General features: G+C 71.4%; 18 protein-coding genes. 17 read left to right on the top strand and 1 reads right to left on the bottom strand.

Translation table 11 applies throughout. The features are described from left to right. Window positions 1-36 precede the first annotated feature (36 nt). The 13 genes from gdhA (at window position 37) to KGS77_RS09635 (ending at window position 15,950) form a co-directional block, all read left to right on the top strand. A complete protein-coding gene (gene gdhA, locus KGS77_RS09695; protein WP_242587384.1) occupies window positions 37-1,377 on the top strand; it encodes an NADP-specific glutamate dehydrogenase in 1,341 nt (446 codons plus the stop codon). A 140-nt stretch (window positions 1,378-1,517) separates the two neighbouring features. Beyond that, window positions 1,518-2,060, top strand: a complete 543-nt coding sequence (locus tag KGS77_RS09690) for a TIGR00730 family Rossman fold protein (protein ID WP_242580287.1) — start codon at window positions 1,518-1,520, stop codon at window positions 2,058-2,060. Between the two features lie 61 nt (window positions 2,061-2,121). Continuing rightward, entirely contained in the window at window positions 2,122-2,811 is a 690-nt protein-coding gene (locus KGS77_RS09685) for an SDR family oxidoreductase (RefSeq protein ID WP_242580286.1), read from the top strand. 46 nt (window positions 2,812-2,857) lie between these two features. Continuing rightward, window positions 2,858-3,298 (top strand): MarR family transcriptional regulator, encoded by a 441-nt coding sequence (locus KGS77_RS09680; RefSeq protein WP_242580285.1) that lies wholly within the window; start codon window positions 2,858-2,860, stop codon window positions 3,296-3,298. Window positions 3,299-3,548: 250 nt separating this feature from the next. Further along, entirely contained in the window at window positions 3,549-4,943 is a 1,395-nt protein-coding gene (locus tag KGS77_RS09675; RefSeq protein WP_242580284.1) for an MFS transporter, read from the top strand. A 134-nt stretch (window positions 4,944-5,077) separates the two neighbouring features. Then, complete coding sequence (locus tag KGS77_RS09670) at window positions 5,078-6,091, top strand: methionine synthase (RefSeq protein ID WP_242580283.1); 1,014 nt, start codon at window positions 5,078-5,080, stop codon at window positions 6,089-6,091. A 32-nt stretch (window positions 6,092-6,123) separates the two neighbouring features. Further along, window positions 6,124-8,340 carry an NAD-dependent DNA ligase LigA gene (gene ligA / locus KGS77_RS09665; protein WP_242580281.1) on the top strand — a complete coding sequence of 739 codons (2,217 nt, stop codon included), beginning with the start codon at window positions 6,124-6,126 and terminating at the stop codon, window positions 8,338-8,340. A gap of 156 nt (window positions 8,341-8,496) precedes the next feature. Beyond that, a complete protein-coding gene (locus tag KGS77_RS09660; RefSeq protein ID WP_242580279.1) occupies window positions 8,497-10,611 on the top strand; it encodes a bifunctional diguanylate cyclase/phosphodiesterase in 2,115 nt (704 codons plus the stop codon). A 516-nt stretch (window positions 10,612-11,127) separates the two neighbouring features. Further along, window positions 11,128-11,424: an Asp-tRNA(Asn)/Glu-tRNA(Gln) amidotransferase subunit GatC gene (gene gatC / locus KGS77_RS09655; protein WP_242580276.1), complete on the top strand. Its 297-nt coding sequence runs from the start codon at window positions 11,128-11,130 to the stop codon at window positions 11,422-11,424. A 5-nt stretch (window positions 11,425-11,429) separates the two neighbouring features. Beyond that, window positions 11,430-12,923, top strand: coding sequence for an Asp-tRNA(Asn)/Glu-tRNA(Gln) amidotransferase subunit GatA (gatA, locus tag KGS77_RS09650; protein WP_242580274.1), 1,494 nt, complete (start codon window positions 11,430-11,432; stop codon window positions 12,921-12,923). Continuing rightward, a complete protein-coding gene (locus KGS77_RS09645) occupies window positions 12,920-13,162 on the top strand; it encodes a hypothetical protein (protein WP_242580272.1) in 243 nt (80 codons plus the stop codon). The genes gatA and KGS77_RS09645 overlap by 4 nt, the downstream gene beginning before the upstream one ends. A gap of 25 nt (window positions 13,163-13,187) precedes the next feature. Then, entirely contained in the window at window positions 13,188-14,696 is a 1,509-nt protein-coding gene (gene gatB / locus KGS77_RS09640) for an Asp-tRNA(Asn)/Glu-tRNA(Gln) amidotransferase subunit GatB (protein ID WP_277994209.1), read from the top strand. Between the two features lie 315 nt (window positions 14,697-15,011). Beyond that, the gene (locus KGS77_RS09635) at window positions 15,012-15,950 is read left to right on the top strand and encodes an LLM class F420-dependent oxidoreductase (RefSeq protein WP_242580270.1); all 939 of its coding nucleotides are present in this window, start codon (window positions 15,012-15,014) and stop codon (window positions 15,948-15,950) included. Window positions 15,951-16,036: 86 nt separating this feature from the next. Here KGS77_RS09635 and KGS77_RS09630 read toward each other — a convergent pair whose 3' ends face one another. Next, the gene (locus KGS77_RS09630; protein WP_242580269.1) at window positions 16,037-17,824 is read right to left on the bottom strand and encodes a glycoside hydrolase family 18 protein; all 1,788 of its coding nucleotides are present in this window, start codon (window positions 17,822-17,824) and stop codon (window positions 16,037-16,039) included. 437 nt (window positions 17,825-18,261) lie between these two features. On the opposite strand from KGS77_RS09630, the gene KGS77_RS09625 reads away from it, so the two are divergent. The 4 genes from KGS77_RS09625 (at window position 18,262) to KGS77_RS09610 (ending at window position 22,280) form a co-directional block, all read left to right on the top strand. Further along, entirely contained in the window at window positions 18,262-20,511 is a 2,250-nt protein-coding gene (locus tag KGS77_RS09625; protein WP_242580268.1) for an MMPL family transporter, read from the top strand. Between the two features lie 158 nt (window positions 20,512-20,669). Beyond that, on the top strand, window positions 20,670-21,146 hold the full coding sequence (locus tag KGS77_RS09620) for a hypothetical protein (protein ID WP_242580267.1): 477 nt from the start codon (window positions 20,670-20,672) through the stop codon (window positions 21,144-21,146). Window positions 21,147-21,283: 137 nt separating this feature from the next. After that, a complete protein-coding gene (locus KGS77_RS09615) occupies window positions 21,284-21,835 on the top strand; it encodes a hypothetical protein (RefSeq protein WP_242580266.1) in 552 nt (183 codons plus the stop codon). A gap of 250 nt (window positions 21,836-22,085) precedes the next feature. Then, a complete protein-coding gene (locus KGS77_RS09610) occupies window positions 22,086-22,280 on the top strand; it encodes a hypothetical protein (RefSeq protein ID WP_242580265.1) in 195 nt (64 codons plus the stop codon). Window positions 22,281-22,327 lie beyond the last annotated feature (47 nt).

Genomic DNA, 22,327 nt, shown 5'->3' with positions numbered 1-22,327 from the left:
TGTCGACTGTTTCGCACCGCGTACGAGACCGAGAACATATCCGCCGGTCTGACGGCCCTGCACGCGGAGTTGGTCCGGCGCAACCCCGGGGAAGCGGAATTCCACCAGGCGGCCTCGGAGGTGCTGGAGTCACTGGCGCCGGTCCTGACGGCCCGTCCCGAGCTGGCCGAGGCGAAGATCGTGGAGCGGATCTGCGAGCCGGAGCGGCAGATCATGTTCCGGGTGCCCTGGCAGGACGACTCCGGGACGGTCCACATCAACCGCGGCTTCCGGGTGGAGTTCAACAGCGCGCTCGGGCCGTACAAGGGAGGGCTGCGCTTCCACCCGTCGGTCAACCTGGGGATCGTGAAGTTCCTCGGCTTCGAACAGATCTTCAAGAACTCCCTGACCGGGCTGAACATCGGCGGCGGGAAGGGCGGCAGCGACTTCGACCCGCGCGGCCGGTCCGCCGCCGAGGTCATGCGGTTCTGCCAGTCGTTCATGACGGAGCTGCACCGCCACCTCGGCGAGCACACCGACGTACCGGCGGGGGACATCGGCGTCGGCGGCCGGGAGATCGGCTACCTCTTCGGGCAGTACCGGCGGATCACCAACCGCTGGGAGGCCGGGGTGCTGACGGGCAAGGGCCTGGGCTGGGGCGGCTCCACGGCCCGTACGGAGGCCACCGGTTACGGCAACGTCCTGTTCACCGCCGAGATGCTCAAGCGGCGCGGCGAGGACCTGGACGGGCAGCAGGTCGTGGTCTCCGGCGCCGGAAATGTCGCCATCTACACGATCGAGAAGGCCCAGTCCCTCGGCGCGAACGTGCTGACCTGCTCGGACTCCGGCGGCTACGTCGTGGACGAGAAGGGCATCGACGTGCGGCTGCTGCGGCAGGTCAAGGAGGTCGAGCGGGGGCGGCTGGAGACGTACGCGCAGCGGCGCGGGGCGTCGGCCACGTACGTACCCGGTGGCCGGGTCTGGGACGTGGCGTGCGACGTGGCGCTGCCCTCGGCGACCCAGAACGAACTGGACGCGGACGCCGCCCGCATCCTGGTCCGCAACGGCGTCAAGGCGGTCTCGGAGGGCGCGAACATGCCCACCACCCCTGAAGCGGTGGCCGTGTTCAAGGAGGCGGGGGTGGCCTTCGGGCCGGGCAAGGCGGCCAACGCGGGCGGCGTGGCGACCAGCGCGCTGGAGATGCGGCAGAACTCCGCGCGCGAGTCGTGGTCCTTCGAGCGTACGGAGAACGAGCTGGCGGTGATCATGCGCGGCATCCACGAGACGTGCTACGAGACGGCGGAGCGGTACGGGCGGCCGGGGGACTATGTCGCGGGGGCCAACATCGCGGGGTTCGAGCGGGTGGCGGACGCGATGGTGGCGCAGGGGCTGATCTAAAGGGTCGCCGGTTTCCGTGTCTGTCACCTCGGCCTCATAGGGCAGGTCCCGCGGGCTTACGGCGTCCGTCTCCTCGGCCTCATAGGGCAGGTCCCCGCGGGCTTATGGAGTCCGTCCCTTCGGCCTCATAGGGTGCGTACATGAACATCTGCGTCTTCTGTTCCGCCGCCGACCTCGACGACCGCTACACCACCCCCGCCCGTGAGTTCGCCACGCTGATCGGCAAGGGCGGGCACGCCCTGGTCTGGGGCGGTTCGGACAGTGGGCTGATGAAGGTCATGGCCGACGGGGTGGAGGAGGCCGGCGGCAGGCTCGTCGGCGTCTCCGTGGAGTTCCTGGCGCACAAGGTCCGTCCCGGCGTGGACGAGATGGTGATCACCAAGGACCTCGCCGAGCGGAAGGCGGAGCTGCTGGCGCGCGCCGACGCCGTCGTCATCATGGTCGGCGGGATGGGCACGCTGGACGAGGCCACCGAGATCCTGGAGCTGAAGAAGCACGGCCTGCACACCAAGCCGGTCGTGCTGCTCAACGCCGCCGGCTTCTACGACGGGCTCAAGCAGCAGTTCCAGCGGATGGAGCAGGAGGGGTTCTTGCCGCTGCCCCTGGCGGACCTGGTGTTCTTCGCGCAGGACGGGGTCGGCGCGCTGGCGTACCTGGAGGAGCGGGCGGGCATCGACGGCTGAGCGGCCTGCGATGCCCGGCCGGGGTACCGGCGGACCGGCCACTCCTCGTTAGGATCGGATCATGGGTACGCACTTGATCACGGGCGCAGGGTCGGGCATCGGAGCGGCGGTCGCGCGGCGGCTCGCCGACCGCGGCGAGGACCTGTGGCTGCTGGCGCGCGACGCGGGCCGCGCCAAGGAACTGGCCGGGGAGTTCCCCGGCGCGCGCACGCTCGTCGGTGACCTCTCCGACCCCGGGAAGCTGTCCTGGGCGCTGGGCCACCAGCCGGTGCCGGACCGGCTGGACTCGCTGATGCACATCGCGGGCGTCGTCGAGCTCGGCGCGATCGGTGATCTCGGCACCCGGAGCTGGCAGCGGACGATCGCCGCCAATCTCCTCGCGCCCGCCGAGCTGACCCGGCTGATGCTGCCGCAGTTGCGGATGTCCAAGGGGCATGTGGTCTTCGTCAACTCCGGGGCCGGCCTGACCGCCCACGCCCAGTGGGGCGCGTACGCCGCGAGCAAGCACGGCCTGAAGGCGCTGGCCGACTCCCTGCGGGCGGAGGAGCACGGCAACGGCGTACGGGTGACCTCCGTCTACCCGGGGCGCACCGCCACCCCCATGCAGGCCAGCACCCACCAGCAGGAGGGCAAGGAGTACGACCCCACGCGCTGGATCGACCCGCAGTCGGTGGCCACCACGATCCTGACCGCCATCGACCTGCCGCGGGACGCGGAGATCAACGATGTGACGGTGCGCCCGGGCCGGTGACGGGTGGTCCGCTTCGGTCCCGCCGCCGCAGACGTACGCTGCACGGGTGACCACTGAAGCGAAGTCGACCGAGGCGGCGGGGTGCGGGTTCCGGGAGATCCGGGGGCTCGTCACCGAACTCGGCCGCCGCCTGGACGCCCATCAGCGCAGCCGGATCGCCGAACTGGACCTGACGCCGACGCAGGCCAAGGCGCTGGAGGAGCTGGGGGAGCCGAAGACGGCTCGCGAACTGGCGGCCGTGCTGTGCTGCGAGCCGCCGAATGTCACGTACGTCATCTCCAAGCTGGAGAAGCAGGGCATGGTGGTGCGGCAGCCGCACCCGCTGGACGGACGTGCCAAACAGCTTGTGCTGACCGAGGCGGGGCGGGAGCTGCGGCTGGACCTGCTGCGGCGGATGGGCCAGGCGTCGCCCCTGGACCATCTCGACGACACCGGGCGGGCCGAGCTGCGGGCCCAGCTCTTGAAGGCGCTCGGCCGCGACACATAGGCACGCTGACGGGTAGGCACGCCTCAGAGGAGCCCCGGGTCCCCTCTGCATGCGGGCCGGGCCGGGCTGGGCAGGGCCGCGTATGCGTTGAGTAAAGTTATAGCTGTAACCATTGCTGGCTGAGATCGATACAGCTTTAACTAACTCCATGATCGCAGACATGGTGGCGCCGGGGCGGCGGAAACGGCGGGAACGACAGGAGCGGGCTGCATCGCCGGAGCGGTTACCGCTGTCCGCGCCGGCACCGGCAATGACACCGGCACCGGCAGCGACACCGGCAACGACACCGGCACGGTCCCGCGCCGGGCTCCAACTCCTCGTCCTGGCCCTCGGCTTCGTGATGGCGAGCCTGGACACCGGCATCATGAACGTCGCCTCGAACGACCTGCGGAGCCGGCTGGGACTGAGCATGTCCGGCCTCACCTGGGTCGTGGACGGCTACGTCCTGGCCTTCGCCTCGCTGCTGCTGCTCGCCGGCTCACTCGCCCAGCGCCTGGGCGCCCGCCGCGTCTACCTGGCCGGTCTGGCCGTGTTCACCGTCGCGTCCCTCCTGGGCGCGCTCGCGCCGGACGGTACGGTCCTGATCGCCGCCCGTTTCATCCAGGGGGCGGGCGCGGCGCTGTTCATGCCCAGCTCCCTGACGCTGCTGATGAACGCCTTTCCCGATCCCCGGCGCCGGGCGCGGGTGCTCGGCGTATGGGCCGCGATCGTCTCGACCTCTGTGGGGCTGGCGCCCTCCATCGGCGGGCTGCTGGTCGGCACGCTGGGCTGGCGCTCGATCTTCCTGGTCAACCTCCCCATCGGCGTCGTGGCCCTGGTGCTCACCCGCCGCGTGGTGGTGCCGGTCGCCGCGCGCCGCACCGCCCTCGGTGTCTTCGGGCACCTCCTGGGCCTGGTCGCGCTGGGGTCGCTGAGCTTCGCGCTCATCGAGGGGCCGGCCCGTGGCTGGGACTCGGCGCCGGTGCTGGGCGCGTTCGCGGTGGCGCTGTCGGCGGCGGCCGGGTTCGCCGTACGGGAACGCCGCAGCGGTACGCCTGTACTGCCCGCCGCGCTCCTGGCGGACTCCCGTTTCGTGGCCGCCAACGCCGTCGGCTTCCTGTTCAACTTCGCTTTCTACGGTGCGCTGTTCGTGCTGGGCCTGTACCTCCAGACGGCCCGCGGCGCGGACCCGGTGGCCGCCGGCCTCCAGATGCTCCCGGCCGTCCTGGTCCTCCCGTTCGGCAACATGCTGTACGCGAAGGCCGGGCCGCGGCTGGGCGACCGGACCGCGCTGGCCGCGGGTCTGGTCGTGAGCACAGCCGGCTACCTGGTCCTGTTCCTGCTGCTCTCGCCGGACCTGCCGTACTGGGTCCTCGCCGTGACCCTGGGGCTGACGAACTTCGCCGGCGGTATCGCGGCCCCGGCCATGACCGGCATCCTCATGGAGGCCGCGGGCAGCGAGCACGCCGGCATCGGCAGCGCGACCCTCAATGCCAACCGCCAGGTCGGCTCGCTCGTCGGCATCGCGGGCATGGGCGCGGTCCTGACCGGTGCGGGCGGCGGCCAGGGCGGCGCGGCACTCGCCTTCGCGATGGCGGCCGGGGTGCTGGGGCTGGCGGCGGTCATCGCCTGGGCGGGCGTACGGAATCCGGAGCGGCGCGGCTGAGCGGGGGCGGCGCGGTCAGGGGTTCTCGCCAAGGGCCCCGCACCGGACCCGCACCGGGCCCGGATCAAGACCGCATCGGGCTCTCGCCGGGCCCGCGCCGTGGCGCCGTCGCCGTGACGATTTAGGCTCTCGGGGTGAGCGAAAACAGCACGTACCAGTGGGGCGCCGGCACCGCGACCGGCGTCGGGTCGATGCCGGGCGGGGACGCCCGGGAGGCCGCCAAGGTCGTCACCCAGTCCTTGGAGGCGCTGCCCCATCTCCCGGAGCTGCCCGCCCGGGGGCCGGGGGCCGACATGATCGGGCGGACCGCCGGTCTCCTGGTCGAGGTGTACGCGCACGTGGAGCCCAGCGGCTGGCGGATCGGTGACCGGCCGGGGCGCGACACCCGGCGCGCCCGCTCCTGGATGGGCGAGGACCTCGACGCCCTGGAGGAGTTCACCCAGGGGTACGAAGGCCCGCTGAAGATCTCGGCCGTCGGGCCGTGGACGCTGGCCGCCGCGCTGGAACTGCGCAACGGGGAGGCCGCCCTCAGTGATGCCGGGGCCTGCCGGGACCTGGCGGCTTCCTTGGCGGAGGGGCTGCGCGGCCACCTCGCGGACGTACGGCGCCGGGTGCCCGGTGCCCAGGTCGTACTCCAGTTGGACGAGCCGTCGCTGACGGCGGTGCTCCAGGGCCGGGTCAGGACCGCCAGCGGCTACCGCACCCACCGGGCCGTGGACCGCGCGGTGGTGGAGGGCGCCCTGCGTGATCTGGTGGCGGTGGCCGACGGTGGGCCGGTGGTCGTGCACTCCTGCGCGCCCGAGGTGCCGTTCGCGCTGCTGCGGAGGGCCGGCGTGAGTGGCATTTCGTTCGATTTCGAGCTGCTCACCGAGCGTGAGGAGGAAGCGGTCGGGGAAGCCGTCGAGGGCGGCACGACACTCTTCGCGGGCGTGGTGCCGGGCGTGGACGGCCCGTTGTCAGACCCTGCCGGTAGCGTCATGGGTGTCAGGACGCTGTGGCGCAGGCTGGGGCTGTCGCCGGGGACTCTCGCCGGGTCCGTGGTGGTCACTCCGTCGTGCGGGCTGGCGGGCGCTTCGCCCGCATATGCCCGTACGGCCCTCGCGCACTGCGTCCGGGCGGCGAGATCGCTCGCGGACAACCCTGAGTGACGAACGCTCAAGGAAAACGGGAGGACGTAACGGTGGCTGGCGAACAGCACGCGACGGGGGCGCAGGCGCCCGCCGAGGCGCGGGAGAAGCATGCGCGGCTCGCCGAGCAGATCGAGGAGCACCGCTTCCGGTACTACGTACGGGACGCTCCGGTGATCAGCGACGCGGAGTTCGACAAGCTGCTGCGGTCCCTGGAGGCGCTGGAGGAGGAGCATCCGCAGCTCCGTACCCCCGATTCGCCCACCCAGAAGGTCGCCGGGGCGTATGAGACGGAGTTCACCGAGGTCGCCCACCGCGAGCGGATGCTCTCGCTGGACAACGCCTTCACCGACGAGGAGCTGTCGGCCTGGGCCGAGCGGCTCGCCGGCGAGCTGGGCGGCGACCCCGCGAGCGCCGGCTACCACTTCCTGTGCGAGCTGAAGGTCGACGGCCTCGCGGTCAACCTGACGTACGAGAACGGCCGGCTGACCCGGGCCGCCACCCGCGGTGACGGCCGTACGGGTGAGGACATCACCCCCAACGTCCGCACGATCGGAGAGATCCCGGAGCGCCTGAAGGGCGACCGGGTGCCCGAGCTGGTGGAGATCCGCGGCGAGGTGTACTTCCCGATGGAGAAGTTCCTCGAACTGAACGAGCGGCTGGTGGCCGACGGCAAGCCGCCGTTCGCCAACCCGCGCAACGCCGCGGCCGGCTCGCTGCGCCAGAAGGACCCCAAGGTCACCGCCTCCCGCCCGCTCCACATGGTCGTCCACGGCATCGGCGCCCGTGAGGGCTTCGACATCGACCGCCAGTCGCAGGCGTACGAGCTGCTGCACGAATGGGGCCTGCCCACCGCCACCCACAACAAGGTCGTGGGCTCCCTCGCGGAGGTGCGCGCGTTCATCGACCGCTTCGGTGACGCGGAGACCCGCAGGACGGCCGTCGAGCACGAGATCGACGGCGTCGTGGTCAAGCTGGACGAGATCCCGCTCCAGGGGCGGCTGGGCTCCACCTCGCGTGCGCCGCGCTGGGCGATCGCCTGGAAGTACCCGCCGGAGGAGGTCAACACCAAGCTGCTGGACATCCGCGTCGGCGTGGGGCGCACGGGCCGGGTGACGCCGTACGCGGTGGTCGAGCCGGTGACGGTGGCCGGCTCCGAGGTGGAGTTCGCCACCCTGCACAACCAGCAGGTCGTCAAGGCCAAGGGCGTGCTCATCGGGGACACCGTCGTCCTGCGCAAGGCGGGGGACGTGATCCCGGAGATCCTGGGACCGGTGGTCGACCTGCGCGGCGGTGACGAGCGGGAGTTCGTGATGCCGGCCGACTGCCCCGAGTGCGGGACGGCCCTGCAGCCGGGCAAGGAGGGCGACATCGACCTGCGCTGCCCCAACGCCCGGGGCTGCCCCGCCCAGATCCGGGAGCGGCTGTTCTATCTTGCGGGCCGCAAGAGCCTGGACATCGAGAACTTCGGGTACGTGGCCGCGACGGCGCTGAGCCGGCCGTTGGAGCCGGCCGTGCCGCCGCTGAAGGACGAGGGCGATCTCTTCGATCTGACGGTCGAGCAGTTGCTGCCGATCAAGTCCCATGTCCTGGACCCGGACAGCGGTCTGCCCAAGCACGACCCCAAGACCGGTGAGGAGAAGGTCGTCACCTTCTTCGCCAACCAGAAGGGCGAGCCGAAGAAGAACACCCTGGCGATGCTGGAGAACATCCAGGCAGCCAAGCAGCGTCCGCTGGCGCGCATCCTGACGGGTCTGTCGATCCGTCATGTGGGGCCGGTGGCGGCCCAGGCGCTGGCGCGGGAGTTCCGTTCGCTGGACCGTATCCGTGAGGCCGACGAGAAGGAGCTGGCGGCGGTCGAGGGCGTCGGTGACACCATCGCGGCGTCCGTCAAACAGTGGTTCGCCGAGGACTGGCACGTCGAGATCATCGAGAAGTGGCGGGCGGCGGGCGTGCGCATGGAGGAAGAAGCCGCCGGAGATGAGGGTCCGCGTCCGCTTGAAGGCGTCACCGTCGTGGTAACGGGCACACTTCAGTCACACACCAGAGATGGCGCGAAAGAAGCCCTTCAGAGCCTCGGAGCGAAGGTGACCGGTTCCGTTTCGAAGAAGACCGGTTTCGTTGTGGTGGGTGACAATCCTGGATCGAAGTATGACAAGGCCATGCAGTTGAAGGTCCCTGTGCTGGACGACGACGGCTTCGCGGTGCTGCTGGAACAGGGCCCCGACGCGGCACGAGCGGTAGCGCTCACTCCGCCTGACGGGGAGTGAGCGGTCACCCATTCGGCGCATACCAGATAGGTGTGGGTGGCCAGGCCGCATTCGGGCAACCGCCGCCGATCGCTGCCCGTGGCGGCCTTCTGCGGCCTACTGTTGAGGTGTGCGCCTGCCGTGGCGCGGGCACAGCCGGCTGTGAGAGGTATCGGAATGAAACCGACCGACAGCGCCGCCGCGGCGTCGCGGCTCCGCCGGCTCGTCGTGCCCGTACTGCCCGGCGGGCTCGTCCTGGCCGCCGGCGGCGCGCTCCTCACGGGTGTCATCCGGACGCTGTCCGCCGGCCGGGCCCTGTTCCCCTCGGGCGCCGTCGGCTGGTCGCTGGCGGTCCTCACCGGCGTGATCGTCGGACATCTGGTCGCCCTCGGCCGTGACCGCTGGTGGGGCGGCACGGGCTCGGGCGCAGCCCTGGCCCTGGCCGTCCTGCTGCTCTACGGCTGGGTGCCCGCCGCCCTGGTCAGCCTGGCCGTGGTCGTCCTGGTCGGCGCCGCCCGCCGCCACCGCTGGCGGCAGGCGCTGCTGCACGGCGCCGTGGACATCCTCGGCATCGGCGCCGCCGCCCTGGGCCTGGCCGCCTTCGGCGTCACACCCTCCGTCGAAGTGCCCTGGGCGCCCGTGGACTGGGACCTGTCCGTCCTCCCCGAGATCCTCACCTCCGCCGCCGGCTACCTCGTCGTCTCCCGCGCCCTGCTGTGGTTCACCATGGCCCCGCGTACGGGCGGACTGCCCACCATCGCCCGCACCGCGCTGGCCCGGCAGGCCCTGGTCGGCGTCGCCCTGCTCGGCATATCCCCGCTGATCGCGGTGGCCGCCGTACACGCCCCGCTGCTGCTCCCGCTGTTCGCCGTACCCCTGATCGCCCTGGACTCCACCCTGTGGATCGCCCGCGCCCGGGCCGAGGAGCAGTTGCGCGACCCGCTCACCGGCCTGCCCAACCGGCAGTGGCTGCTGGAGCGCACGTGGACCGCCCTGGAGGAGGCCGAGCGCGTCGGCGCCCGCGCGGCCCTCGTCCTGATAGACCTCGACCGCTTCCGCTCGGTCAACGACACCCTCGGCCACCTCGCCGGGGACCGCCTGCTCCTGCAGATAGCCGACCGGCTGCGGCACGCCCTGCCGCGCGGTGCGGAGGCCGCCCGGCTCGGCGGCGACGAGTTCGCCGTCCTGCTGCCCACCGCCGACTCCCTCACCAGCGCCCAGCGGGTGGCCCGTAACCTCGTCGCCGCCCTCGGATCGCCCCTGGACCTGGACGGCCTGACGCTCGTCCTGGAGGCCAGCGCCGGCGTCGCCGTCTTCCCCGACCACGCCCTGGACGCGGAAGGGCTGCTGCGGCGGGCCGACGTGGCGATGTACCAGGCCAAACGGGACCGCAGCGGCGTGGAGGTCTACGAGGCCAAGCGGGACGGCAACACCCCCGACCGCCTGGGCCTGCTGGGCGATCTGCGCCGCGCCCTGGACGCCGAGGACGTCGAGCTGCACTACCAGCCCAAGGTCGGCTTCGACGGGCATGTGGCCGGGCTGGAAGCGCTGGTCAGGTGGGTGCACCCGGAGCGCGGCCGGGTCCCTCCGGACGAGTTCATCGCCATCGCCGAGTCCTCCGGGCTCATGCCACGGCTGACGGAGTACGTCCTTGAGACCGCGCTCGCCCAGGTCGCCAGGTGGCGGGCGATGGGCCTGGAGGTGCCGGTCGCCGTCAACGTCTCCCCGCGCGACGTGCACACCCCCGGCTTCGCCGGCGCGGTGGCCGCCCGGCTCGCCCGCCACCGGGTGCCGCCGGGCTCGCTCCAGTTGGAGATAACCGAACACGTCCTGCTGGAGGACCCGCAGCGGGCGGCGGACACCCTGGCCGGGCTGACCGGGCACGGCGTGAAGATGTCGCTGGACGACTTCGGCACCGGCTACTCCTCGCTGGTGCACCTGCGCCGGCTGCCGGTGAGCGAGCTGAAGATCGACCGCTCGTTCGTCGCCCGGCTGGCCGTGGACACCGAGGACGCCGAGATCGTCCGCTGCACGCTGGACCTGGCCCACTCCCTGGGCCTGCTGGTCGTGGCCGAGGGCGTGGAGGACGACGAGACCTGGGAGCGGCTGCGGGACCTGGGCTGCGACGCCGTACAGGGCTGGCTGGTCGCCGCGGCCATGCCGCCGGACGAGACCACGGCCTGGCTGCGGGCGCGCGGCGAGCGCGGCTGGCAGCGCGAGGCGGACCGCGCCCCCGAGCCGCCGCGGCACGTGGCCGCCGTCGAGCACCCGGCCGACCAGCACGTCACCTGACCACTTGGCCGGTACGTCGCCCGACCGGCCGGGTCGGCGCGTCATCTGACCGGTGCGGAGACCGTTCCGTACGGGAGCCGGCACGCGTCCGTACGAGAAGCCGGCACGCGCTCGCTCCGACCGGGTCACCGCGTCGTACCCGGCCCGGGAGCCGCACCGCGCCGGCCCCGGGACCACGCCGTACGGGACCGGAGGACCACGCCGTCCCGGACCCGGAGTCAGGCCGGCGCGGCAGAGGACGGCCCGGCAGCGGGACGGCGCCCGGCGCGGCGGCGTTCTGGCGTTCCGGCGGCCCGGCGGCGCCTCGTACGGCACCCGCCCGGCGCCGCGGCGGGCAGCGGGACGGAGGGTGCCAGGACGCCGCCACCAACGCCGCGGCGGCCCTGTGTGCGGGCCGTCGGCGAAAGCGTTTCGCGGGCGGTCGTACGTACGCCATAGGATTGGCCCCGCATACACACGACATCCACACGACCACGACCCGATCACCATCAAGTCACTCACCCCGAGGATCGCCGCATGCCTGGCATCACGCGCGAGGAGGTCGCCCACCTCGCCCGGCTGGCACGTCTTGAGCTGAAGGACGAAGAGCTCGACCACTTCGCCGACCAGCTCGACGACATCATCGGCGCGGTCGCCCGCGTCTCCGAAGTCGCCGACCAAGACGTACCGCCGACCTCCCACCCGCTGCCGCTGACCAATGTCATGCGGCCGGACGAGGTCCGTCCGTCGCTGACTCCCGAGCAGGCGCTCTCCGGCGCCCCCGCCCAGGAGCAGCAGCGTTTCAAGGTGCCGCAGATCCTGGGGGAGGAGTGACCGCCATGGCAGACCTGATCAAGCTCACCGCCGCCGAGATCGCCGCGAAGATCGCCGCCGGCGAGGTCACGGCCGTCGAGGTGACCGAGGCGCACCTGGCCCGTATCGAGGCCGTGGACGAGAAGGTCAACGCCTTCCTCCACGTCGACCGCGAGGGCGCGCTCGCCCAGGCCCGCGCCGTGGACGAGAAGCGGGCGCGCGGCGAGAAGCTCGGCCCGCTGGCCGGCGTCCCGCTGGCGCTCAAGGACATCTTCACCACCGAGGGCATCCCGACCACCGTCGGCTCCAAGATCCTCGAAGGCTGGATCCCGCCCTACGACGCGACGCTGACCAAGAAACTCAAGGCCGCCGACGTCGTCATCCTCGGCAAGACCAACATGGACGAGTTCGCCATGGGGTCCTCCACCGAGAACAGCGCGTACGGCCCGACCGGCAACCCCTGGGACCTGACCCGCATCCCGGGCGGCTCCGGCGGCGGCTCCTCCGCCGCGCTGGCCGCCTACGAAGCCCCGCTGGCCATCGGCACGGACACCGGCGGCTCCATCCGCCAGCCCGCCGCCGTCACCGGCACCGTCGGCGTCAAGCCCACCTACGGCGCGGTCTCCCGCTACGGCATGGTCGCCTTCTCCTCCTCCCTGGACCAGGGCGGCCCCTGTGCTCGTACGGTCCTGGACGCGGCGCTGCTGCACGAGGTCATCGCCGGCCACGACGAGCTGGACTCCACCTCCATCGACGCGCCGGTCCCGCCGGTCGTCGAGGCGGCCCGCAACGGCGACGTCAAGGGCATGCGCATCGGCGTCGTCAAGGAGTTCTCCGGCGAGGGCTACCAGGCCGGCGTGATGCAGCGCTTCAACGAGTCCGTGGAGCTGCTGCGTGAGCTCGGCGCGGAGATCGTGGACATCTCCTGCCCGTCCTTCGACATGGCGCTCGCCGCGTACTACCTGATCGCGCCGTCCGAGTGCTCCTCCAACCTGGCCCGCTTCGACGCCATGCGCTACGGCCTGCGGGTCGGCGACGACGGCACGAAGTCCGCCGAGGAGGTCACCGCCCTGACCCGTGAGGCCGGTTTCGGCCCCGAGGTCAAGCGCCGCGTCATGCTCGGTACGTACGCGCTCAGCTCCGGCTACTACGACGCCTACTACGGCTCCGCGCAGAAGGTGCGGACCCTGATCACCCGGGATTTCGAGAAGGCCTTCGAGCAGGTCGACGTGCTCATCTCGCCGACCACGCCCACCACCGCCTTCCCGATCGGCGAGCGCGCCGACGACCCGATGGCGATGTACCTCGCCGACCTGTGCACCATCCCCACGAACCTGGCGGGCAACGCGGCCATGTCGCTGCCTTGCGGACTGGCCCCCGAGGACGGGCTGCCGGTGGGTCTGCAGATCATCGCCCCCGCCATGGCCGACGACCGGCTCTACAAGGTCGGTGCCGCGGTCGAGGCCGCGTTCACCGCCCGCTGGGGCCACCCGCTGCTTGAGGAGGCACCGTCCCTGTGAGTGGAAAGCTTGCCAAGGCCAAGGGCTTCAAGAAGTCCAAGCCCGGAACGTATCTGTCCATCGGCACCACGCTGTTCGGTGCGGTGAGCGTCATCAAGCAGGCGAAGAAGGCCAGGGGTGAGCAGGACACGCTCCAGCTCCTGGACGCCGTCGTCTCCGCCGCCGCCATCGTCACCGGAGTCGCGCTGCTGGTCCGCGATCTGCGCCGGCTCAACGACGACGACATCCTCGCGGACTGAGCGGGACTGAGAGGGTAAGTTTTCCGTGACCGTCACTGAACTGGTGTCCTACGAGGACGCGTTGGCCACGTACGACCCCGTGATGGGTCTTGAGGTCCACGTCGAACTCGGCACCAAGACCAAGATGTTCTGCGGGTGCTCCACCACCCTGGGCGCCGAGCCCAACTCGCAGACCTGCCCCACCTGCCTCGGTATGCCCGGCTCGCTGCCGGTCGTCAACGCGGTCGGCGTCGAGTCCGCCGTCAAGATCGGCCTGGCGCTGAACTGCACCATCGCCGAGTGGTGCCGCTTCGCCCGGAAGAACTACTTTTATCCGGACATGCCGAAGAACTTCCAGACCTCCCAGTACGACGAGCCGATCGCCTTCGACGGCTACCTCGACGTACAACTGGAGGACGGGGAGGTCTTCCGCGTACAGATCGAGCGCGCCCACATGGAGGAGGACACCGGCAAGTCCACGCACGTGGGCGGCGCCACGGGCCGTATCCACGGTGCCTCGCACTCCCTCCTGGACTACAACCGCGCCGGCATCCCGCTCATCGAGATCGTCACCAAGCCGATCGAGGGCGCGGGCGAGCGGGCCCCGGAGGTCGCCAAGGCGTACGTCGCGGAGCTGCGCGAGCTGATCAAGGCGCTGGGCGTCTCCGAGGCCCGCATGGAGATGGGCCAGATGCGCTGCGACGTCAACCTCTCGCTGCGCCCCCGGGGCACCGAGAAGTTCGGCACCCGCTCGGAGACGAAGAACGTCAACTCGCTGCGGTCGGTGGAGCGCGCCGCCCGCTTCGAGATCCAGCGGCACGCGGCCGTGCTGTCCTCCGGCGGCACGATCGTGCAGGAGACCCGTCACTTCCACGAGGACGACGGCACCACCACGCCCGGCCGGGTCAAGGAGGAGGCGGAGGACTACCGCTACTTCCCCGAGCCGGACCTGGTCCCCGTCGCCCCCTCCCGCGAGTGGGTCGAGGAGCTGCGCGCCGGTCTGCCCGAGCTGCCCCGCGTACGCCGTAACCGGCTGCGCGAGGAGTGGGGCGTCTCGGCGCACGACATGCAGTCCATCCTCAACGCGGGCGTGGTCGACCTGATCGTCGCCACGACCGAGGCGGGCGCGGACGCCGCCTCCGCCCGCAAGTGGTGGATGGGCGAACTGGCCCGCCGCGCCAACGAGGACGGCGTGGACCTGGCCGCCCTGGCGATCACCCCGGCCCAGGTGGCCCGGGTGGCGGCGCTGGTGGCCGAGGGCTCGCTCAACGACAAGCTGGCGCGCCAGGTCATCGAGGGCGTGCTCGCGGGCGAGGGCGACCCGGACGCCGTCGTCGAGGCGCGCGGCCTGAAGGTCGTCTCGGACGAGGGCGCGCTGGGCGCGGCCGTGGACGAGGCCATCGCGGGCAACGCGGCCATCGCCGACAAGATCCGCGGCGGCAAGGTCGCGGCGGCCGGCGCGCTGGTCGGCGCCGTCATGAAGGCCACCCGCGGCCAGGCCGACGCGGCCCGGGTACGCGAACTGATCCTTCAGCGCCTGGGCGTCGAGGGCTGACACCCACTGCTCCGGGGCGTGCGCGGTATGCGGTACGTCCCGGGGGAGGCGTGAAGGGGCGGCACACCGTTGCGGTGTGCCGCCCCTTCGCTGTGCGGGCTCGGGGCCGAGGTGCCGCTTTCCGTGGAGGCAGCAGGCCGGCCGGCGTCGGTTCGCCGTGGGCATGGAATCCGTCGCGGGATACGTTGGGGATCATGCCGGGCCGCCGTCCGTGCGGTGCCGGCAGCAGCGACAGCGACCTCTCATCCAGGCAATCCAGATAGTCCAGGCAAACCAGGCAGTTGGCACATCAGCACATGGCACAGTGGAGGAACGATGCAGCAGGGCAACAATCCCTCTTACGGCACGGACGGGCGGGCCTACGCGGCGCGGATCGGCCGGGTCGGCGTCTGGCACGGCGGGCTGGGACGGATACCGGCCCAGGCCGCGCGGCAGGCGGTGACGGAGATCGAGCGTCTGGGGTACGGCGCCCTGTGGTTCGGTGAAGGGCACGCCACCAAGGAGGCGTTCACCCACGCGGGGCTGCTGCTCGCCGCGACCCGGCGGCTGACGATCGCCACGGGCATCGCCAACATCTGGGGCCGGGACGCGTCCGCCACGAACGCGGCGGCGCAGACCCTGGCCGAGGCGTACGAGGACAGGTTCCTGCTCGGCCTCGGCGCCAGCCACGCCCCGCAGGTCGACGTGCGCGGGCACGCCTACGCCAAGCCGTTGGCCATGATGCGCACCTACCTCGACAGCATGGACGCGGCCGGTTACGAGGGGCCCGCGGCGGCTCGGCCGCCGGCCCGCGTACTGGCCGCGCTCGGCCCGAAGATGCTGGAGCTCTCCGCGACCCGGGCGACGGGGGCGCACACGTACTTCGTCACGCCGGAGCACACGGAGCGCGCCCGAGAGATCCTCGGCGCCGGTCCGCTGCTGGCGCCCGAGCAGGCGGTGCTGCTGGAGAGCGACCCGACCACGGCGCGCACGCTCATCCGCGAGCACCACCTGGGCTTCTATCTGGCCCTGCCCAACTACGTGAACAGCCTGCGCCGACTGGGCTTCGGCGACGAGGACTTCGCGGGCGGCGGCAGCGACCGGCTGGTGGACGCGATCGTGGTGTGGGGTGACGTGGACACCGTACGCCGACGGATCCAGGAGCACCACGACGCGGGGGCCGACCATGTGGCCGTACAGCCCATCGCCGCGGACCGGGGGCTGGGGATCGACCAACTTCGGGAGCTGGCACCGGCGCTGACCGAACTGCCGTAGCGCGGGCCACACGCCGGGGAGGCCGCCCGGTCGGCCGTACGTACGTATCCGTACGGCCGACCGGGCGCCGCGCGTCTGTAACGGCGTTACGGCAGGCCGTGGACGTGCGGTCCGACCGCGCTGGACCAGGCGTTGCCGCTCGCCGCGTCCCAGTTCGTGGACCAAGTCATCGCGCCGCGCAGCCCCGGGTAGGTCTTCGCGGGCTTGAAGGAGCCGCAGCCCGTCCCCTTGGTGAGGCAGTCCAGGGCGGCGTTGACGGTGCTCGGCGGTACGTACCCGCTGCCCGCGCCGCGCGGGGAGGCGGGCACGCCCAGACCGACCTGCGAGGGGTCCAGGCCGCCTTCGAGCTGGACGCAGGCCAGCGCGGTCAGGAAGTCCACCGAGCCCTGGGAGTAGACCTTGCCGTCGCAGCCGTTCATCGCGCCGCTGTTGTAGTACTGCGTGTTAACGACGGTGAGGATGTCCTTGATGTTCAGCGCGGTCTTGAAGTAGCCGCCGGAGGTCGACTGCATGTCGATGGTCTGCGGAGCCATGGTGATGACGAGCTTGCTGCCCGCCTTCTGGGACAGCGACCGCAGGGCCTGCGTCATGTAGGTGGGGTTCAGACCGTTCTCCAGGTCGATGTCCACACCGTTGAAGCCGTACTCCCGCATGAGGGCGTACACGCTGTCCGCGAAGTTCGCGGCGGAGGCCGCGTCGTTGACGGAGACGGTGCCCTTCTCGCCGCCGACCGAGATGACCACCGACTTCCCGGCCGCCTGCTTCGCCTTGATGTCGGCCTTGAACTGGGCGACGGTGTAGCCGTTCAGGCCCGCCGAGTCGAGGTTGAAGGTGACCGCGCCGGGCGTGGTGGTGGCGTCGGCGAAGGCGACCGCGACGATGTCGTACTGGTCCGGCACGTCACTGATCTTCTGGACGGTCGCCCCGTTGTTGAAGTTCTGCCAGTAGCCGGTGACCGCGTGCTTGGGGACGGTGGGGTCGCCGCCGCCCGGGGCGGACGTGGTCGCGGTCACCTCGGCCGATCTGCCGGACTCGCCCGCCGCGTTGACCGCCGTCACCTGGAAGCGGTACGAGGTCGCCGGCGCCAGCCCGGTCACGGTCGCCGAAGCCCCGCTCACCGTCTGCGCCTTGGTGCCGTCGCGGTAGACGGTGTAGCCGGTCGCGCCCTTGACGGGGTTCCAGGACAGGGCCACGGAGGAGGCGGTCACCGCGCCGACGGTCAGGCCGGTGGGGGTCGCGGGTATCCCGGGGCCGGGGTCGCCGCCTCCGGCGTCCGGCCCGAAGACGCTGATGTCATCGGCGTAGTAGGCGGACTGCCCATACCAGCCGTGGGTGTAGACGGTGACGGAGGTGGTGGAGGGACCGGTGGTGAAGCTGGTGCTGAGCTGCTGCCAGGTGGTGGCGCCGGCGGTCCAGGTGGAGACGTCGGTGGTCCCGGTCCCACTGGCCCCCAGATAGACGTACGACCCCTGGACGTAACCGCTCACTTTGTACGTCGAGTTGGGCCTGACCGCCACCACCTGCGTGCACTTGGCGTGGTCCGACCCGGTCGGGGTGGCCTTCAGAGCCCCCGACCCGCTGTGCACGGGGCTGTCGACGACGGTGCCGCTGTCCTGCGAGCAGGTCCAGCCGCTCAGCCCGTTCTCGTAACCGGCGTTCTTGACGACATTGACGTCGGCGTTGACGCCGGCATCGGTGTTGGCGACGGCATCGGTGTTGGCGACGGCATCGGTGCTGGCGTTCGCGTCGGCCTGGACTCCCGTGGCGGTCAGTCCGACGGCGGCGACGGCCGCCAGGGCCGTGCTCAGCAGACGTCTGGGGCGACAGGATCCGGTGGTGCGTCCGGGGCGCCTGGTGCGCGCTGTGCGTGGCATAACTATCTCCGGTGCGAAGGGGGGAACACAGGGAGAAGTGCGCGAGACGGTGGCCACCGGTGCTCGCCCCACAAAATGGTTCAGACCAATCCCCTTGTCAAGGGATCGCGCAGCCGGCGGCCACTGCCGCAGCCGGCCCCGCGACCGGCACGGCCGGCGTCGTGGACTCCCGGCCCGGGTGACGCACCGGTTGCCGGAAAGCGGCAAAAAAGTTGATCACGGGCCGAGTTCCGCTTAACGGTCTCTGTGTGGGGAAGTCCACAAAGAGGTCAAAGGATCTTTTTAAGCTGTCACTCTTCGAGAGGTGCGGAACCCGGCGCTCCTTCGTCGGCAGGCGACGGGCCCGCACCGCCCCCGTTCCTTCCGCTTCGCGTTCGGCACCACCCGTAGACCCGGGAGTTATCGACGCATGACCCGGGAAGCAGACGAAGAACTCCATGACCGCTCTGACCCGGTGGTGCCTCCGGCGCCGCATCGTGGTGATCATGTTGTGGCTCGCGGTCCTCGCGGGCGTGGCGGCTGCCGCCGGTGCCACCGGCTCCGCGTACTCCGAGGACTACCAGGTCCCCGGGACCGAATCGGGGCGGGCGAGCACCTTGCTGGACCAGGCGTTCCCCGGCCGGGCCGGGGACAGCGACACCATCGTCTGGCACACCGGCTCCGCGAGCGTGCGCGCGGGTGCCGTACAGAAGACGATGACCCGCACGCTGGAGAAGGTCGCCGGACTGCCGGGCGTCGGCTCCGTACAGAGCCCGTACGAGCCCAGGGGCGAGCGGCAGATCAGCGAGGACGGGCGCACCGCCTACGCCACCCTCTCCTTCGACGCCCCGGTCGAGAAGCTGGACGCCGCGCAGGTCGACAAGGTCGTTCAGACCGCCAGAGCAGCGGCCGGCCAGGGGCTCGAGGTCGAGCTCGGCGGCGCCGGCGTGGCGCTGACCGAGGCCCCCCGATCGCAGCTCGCCGAGATCATCGGCCTGTGCGCGGCGGCCGTCGTCCTCTTCCTGGCCTTCGGGTCGCTGATCGCCACCTTCCTGCCGATCATCACGGCGGTGGTCGGCGTCGGCGCCGCCTCCTCGGGCATCATCCTGCTGAGCCATGTGATGACCGTCGCGGACTTCGCACCCATGCTCGGCATGCTCATCGGCCTCGGCGTCGGCATCGACTACGCGCTGTTCATCCTCACCCGGCACCGCAAGGGCCTGCGGGCGGGCCTGTCGGTCCAGGAGGCGGCGCAGCGGGCGGTCAACGTCTCCGGACGCGCCGTGATCTTCGCCGGAGCCACCGTCTGCATCGCCCTGCTCGGCATGCTCATCCTGCGCCTGAGCTTCCTCAACGGTGTCGCCGTCGCCGCCTCGCTGACCGTCGTGCTGACCGTGGCCGCCTCGGTCACCCTGCTGCCCGCGCTGCTCGGCGTCATCGGTATGCGGGCCCTGAGCCGGCGCGAACGCCGCCGGCTGGCCGCCCAGGGCCCGTGCGCCGAGGAGCCCGCCGGCTTCGCAGCCCGCTGGTCCGGATTCGTCGAGCGGCACCCCAAGCTGCTGGGGCTGGCCGCCGCCGCGCTGATGCTCGTCCTGGCGCTGCCCACCCTCTCCCTCCACCTGGGCACCTCCGACCAGGGCAACAACCCCGCCACCGCCACCACCCGCAAGGCGTACGACCTGATGGGCCAGGGCTTCGGCCCGGGCTCCAACGGGCCGCTGACCCTGGTCGGCGACCTGGACGGCGCCCAGGGCCGGCTCGCCTTCGACAAGCTGCCCGGCCAACTGCGGGCCACGGCCGGGGTGGCGCGGGTGAGCGGCCCGGAGTTCAACGGCAGCGGCAGTACGGGCGTGATCACGGTCGTGCCGACCACCGCCCCGCAGTCCCGCCAGACCTCCGACCTGGTGGAACGGCTCCGCGATGACGTGCTGCCGAAGGCCGCGGGCGCCCCGGCCATGCGGGTGCACGTCGGCGGTGTCACCGCCAGCTACGACGACTTCGCGTCCGTGATCGTCGGAAAGCTGCCGCTCTTCGTGGGCGTCGTCATCGGCCTGGGCAGCGTGCTGCTCCTGCTGGCGTTCCGCAGCATCGGCATACCCCTGAAGGCCGCCGCGATGAACATCGCCGCCGTCACCTCCTCCTTCGGGATCGTGGTCGCGGTCTTCCAATGGGGGTGGGGCAGCGAACCGATGGGGCTGGGCAGCGCGGGTCCCATCGAACCCTTCCTGCCGGTGATCATGGTCTCGGTGCTCTTCGGGCTCTCCATGGACTACCAGGTCTTCCTGGTCAGCCGGATGTACGAGGAGTGGCGGCAGACCGGCGACAACCGGCGGGCGGTACGGGTCGGGCTGGCCGAGACCAGCCGGGTCATCAACTCCGCGGCCGTCATCATGATCGCGGTCTTCTCGGCCTTCGTCCTCAGCGGTGACCGGATCATCGCGATGTTCGGGATCGGGCTGGCGGCTGCCGTCGCGCTGGACGCCTTCGTCCTCCGTACGCTGCTGGTGCCCGCACTGATGCACCTGCTGGGCGGGGCGAACTGGTGGCTGCCGCGGTGGCTGGACCGCCGGCTGCCGAGGATCAGCATCGAACCCCCCGAGTGCGCGGTGGCCGCCGTTCTGCCCGCTCAGCGGGACGGAGCGGCGGACGGGCCGGGAGACGGACGGGGAGACGGGCGCAAGGACGCGCGGTCACTCGTACGGCTCTGAGCGCGGGTGCCGTACGTCGGGCCACAACCCCCACATGCGTCACTCCGGTCCCATGATGTCCCTCGTCAGGGCGAACTCCGCGGGCTGAAGAAGTGCACCGGCGGTGGCCGGGCATGCCCCTGGGCGTCCGACACATACCTGACGAAAGGGATGGTTCCATGCGACGCAGCGCCGGAGCCGTGGCCGCCGCGGTCACCGTACTTCTGATGGGCAGCGCCCTTCCCGCGTCCTCCGCGCCCGCCCCGTCCGCCGCGGCATCCGCCACGCCGCCCGTCTGCGGCTCCCGCGAGTCCTACCTGATGGGAAGCGACTACAAGCTGGTCTACGCGCCGCTGCACGCGCCGGTGCAGAAGGGCAGCGCCAAGGTCGAGAAACGCACTCAGTACCACCTCGTGGTCAAAGACGGCACGGGGCACGAGATGGACACCAGCGCCGCCAAGGGCGATCCGCGTACGGAAGTGGTCCGCCGGTGGACCGCGCTCGCCGGAACGATGGAGGCCCGCCCGGACATCACGAAGTACTCCTGTGCCGCCGACGGGGCCCTGCGCTCGGCGAGCGGTGACGTGGTGGGGGCCAACCACAGCGGCTCGGGCAAGAGGCTGGCCACCTTCCGGATCACCTCCAAGCGCGGGTAGCGGCGAGACCGTACGTACGGGCCGGGCATCGGGCCCGTACGGCGGCCGTCCGCGGTCCGGCCGTCCGTGTCCGTACCGCGGCCGTCCGTACCGCGGCTCTCATACGACTCTCAGACGCGGCGCCTACGGTCGCGGCCATGGCAACGACCAATACCGATAAACGTGACGAAACGCTCACCGGTGACGAGATCGTGACCACCGGGAGCGAAGAGACCGAAGGCAACGCGGAATCGGAAGGCCCCGAGGAGACCGCGCCCGCACCGGCCACCGCGCCCGCACCGGCCACCCCCGCCGAAGGAGCCACCGGCATCGCCGCCGGGGCCGCGGCCGTCGTCGGCGCGGCCCTGGGACTGGCCTCGCTGACCGGCACCTGGGCGGGCACGATCCTGACGCAGCGCGCGACGCTGGTCGGTCAGATCAAGGTCCAGACGGGCCGGGCCGGCGACCAGATCGCCACGCTCTACGGCACGCCCTGGCACACCACCGCCCTGGTCAACGGCGCCTTCGCGCTGCTGGCCGTGATCGTGTCGGCGGTGGCACTGAGCCGTCCGCGCGCGACCTGGGCCAAGGCCGTCGCCTGGGGCGGCCTCGCCCTGGGCGTACTGGGGATCCTGGTCTCCGCGGGCATGTACTTCGACCTGTTCGCGAGCCTGCCCGCCCTCCCTAAGAGCGGACGGCCCGGTTCTTAGGCAAACCGCCGCCGCTACGGTCTTCTCCGAGGCCGTACGGCATGACCTCCGCCCCTGACTAAGGCCCGCCGGCGTGTTTCCCGGCCCCTCTAAGACCGGCCGGCAGGGCTCCTAAGGACCCCTAGGACGCAGAGATCGGGAAGCCGCCCGATGTGGCCGGGACCCCTTGGCGACGAAGCTGGAGGCACATCGGCGAACGGCGGACACCACGGCGGAGACACCGCCACCGCCTCGCCAAGGGAGTGCCGGAATGTACTACTTCGAGCTGGAGCAGCGGATCCGTCACGAGGAACTGCGCCGCGAGGCCGACGCCTACCGGCTGGCCCGTGAAGCCGTCCGGGGGCAGTACGGCGAGCAGCGGGCCCGTACCGGACAGGGCGAACCCGAAGGGCAGGTGAGGAGCGGACGGAGCCGGGACGCGCGGGCCTACCGCGCCGCCGCCTGAGCACCGGAGCCGGGCGTGCTGTCCCGCGTGATCAAGTCCACTGCCGG

This window comes from Streptomyces sp. MST-110588 (assembly GCF_022695595.1).
Lineage (GTDB): Bacteria > Actinomycetota > Actinomycetes > Streptomycetales > Streptomycetaceae > Streptomyces.
The sequence above is the reverse complement of the archived record's forward strand: the minus strand, read 5'-3'. Positions and strand labels throughout refer to the sequence as shown.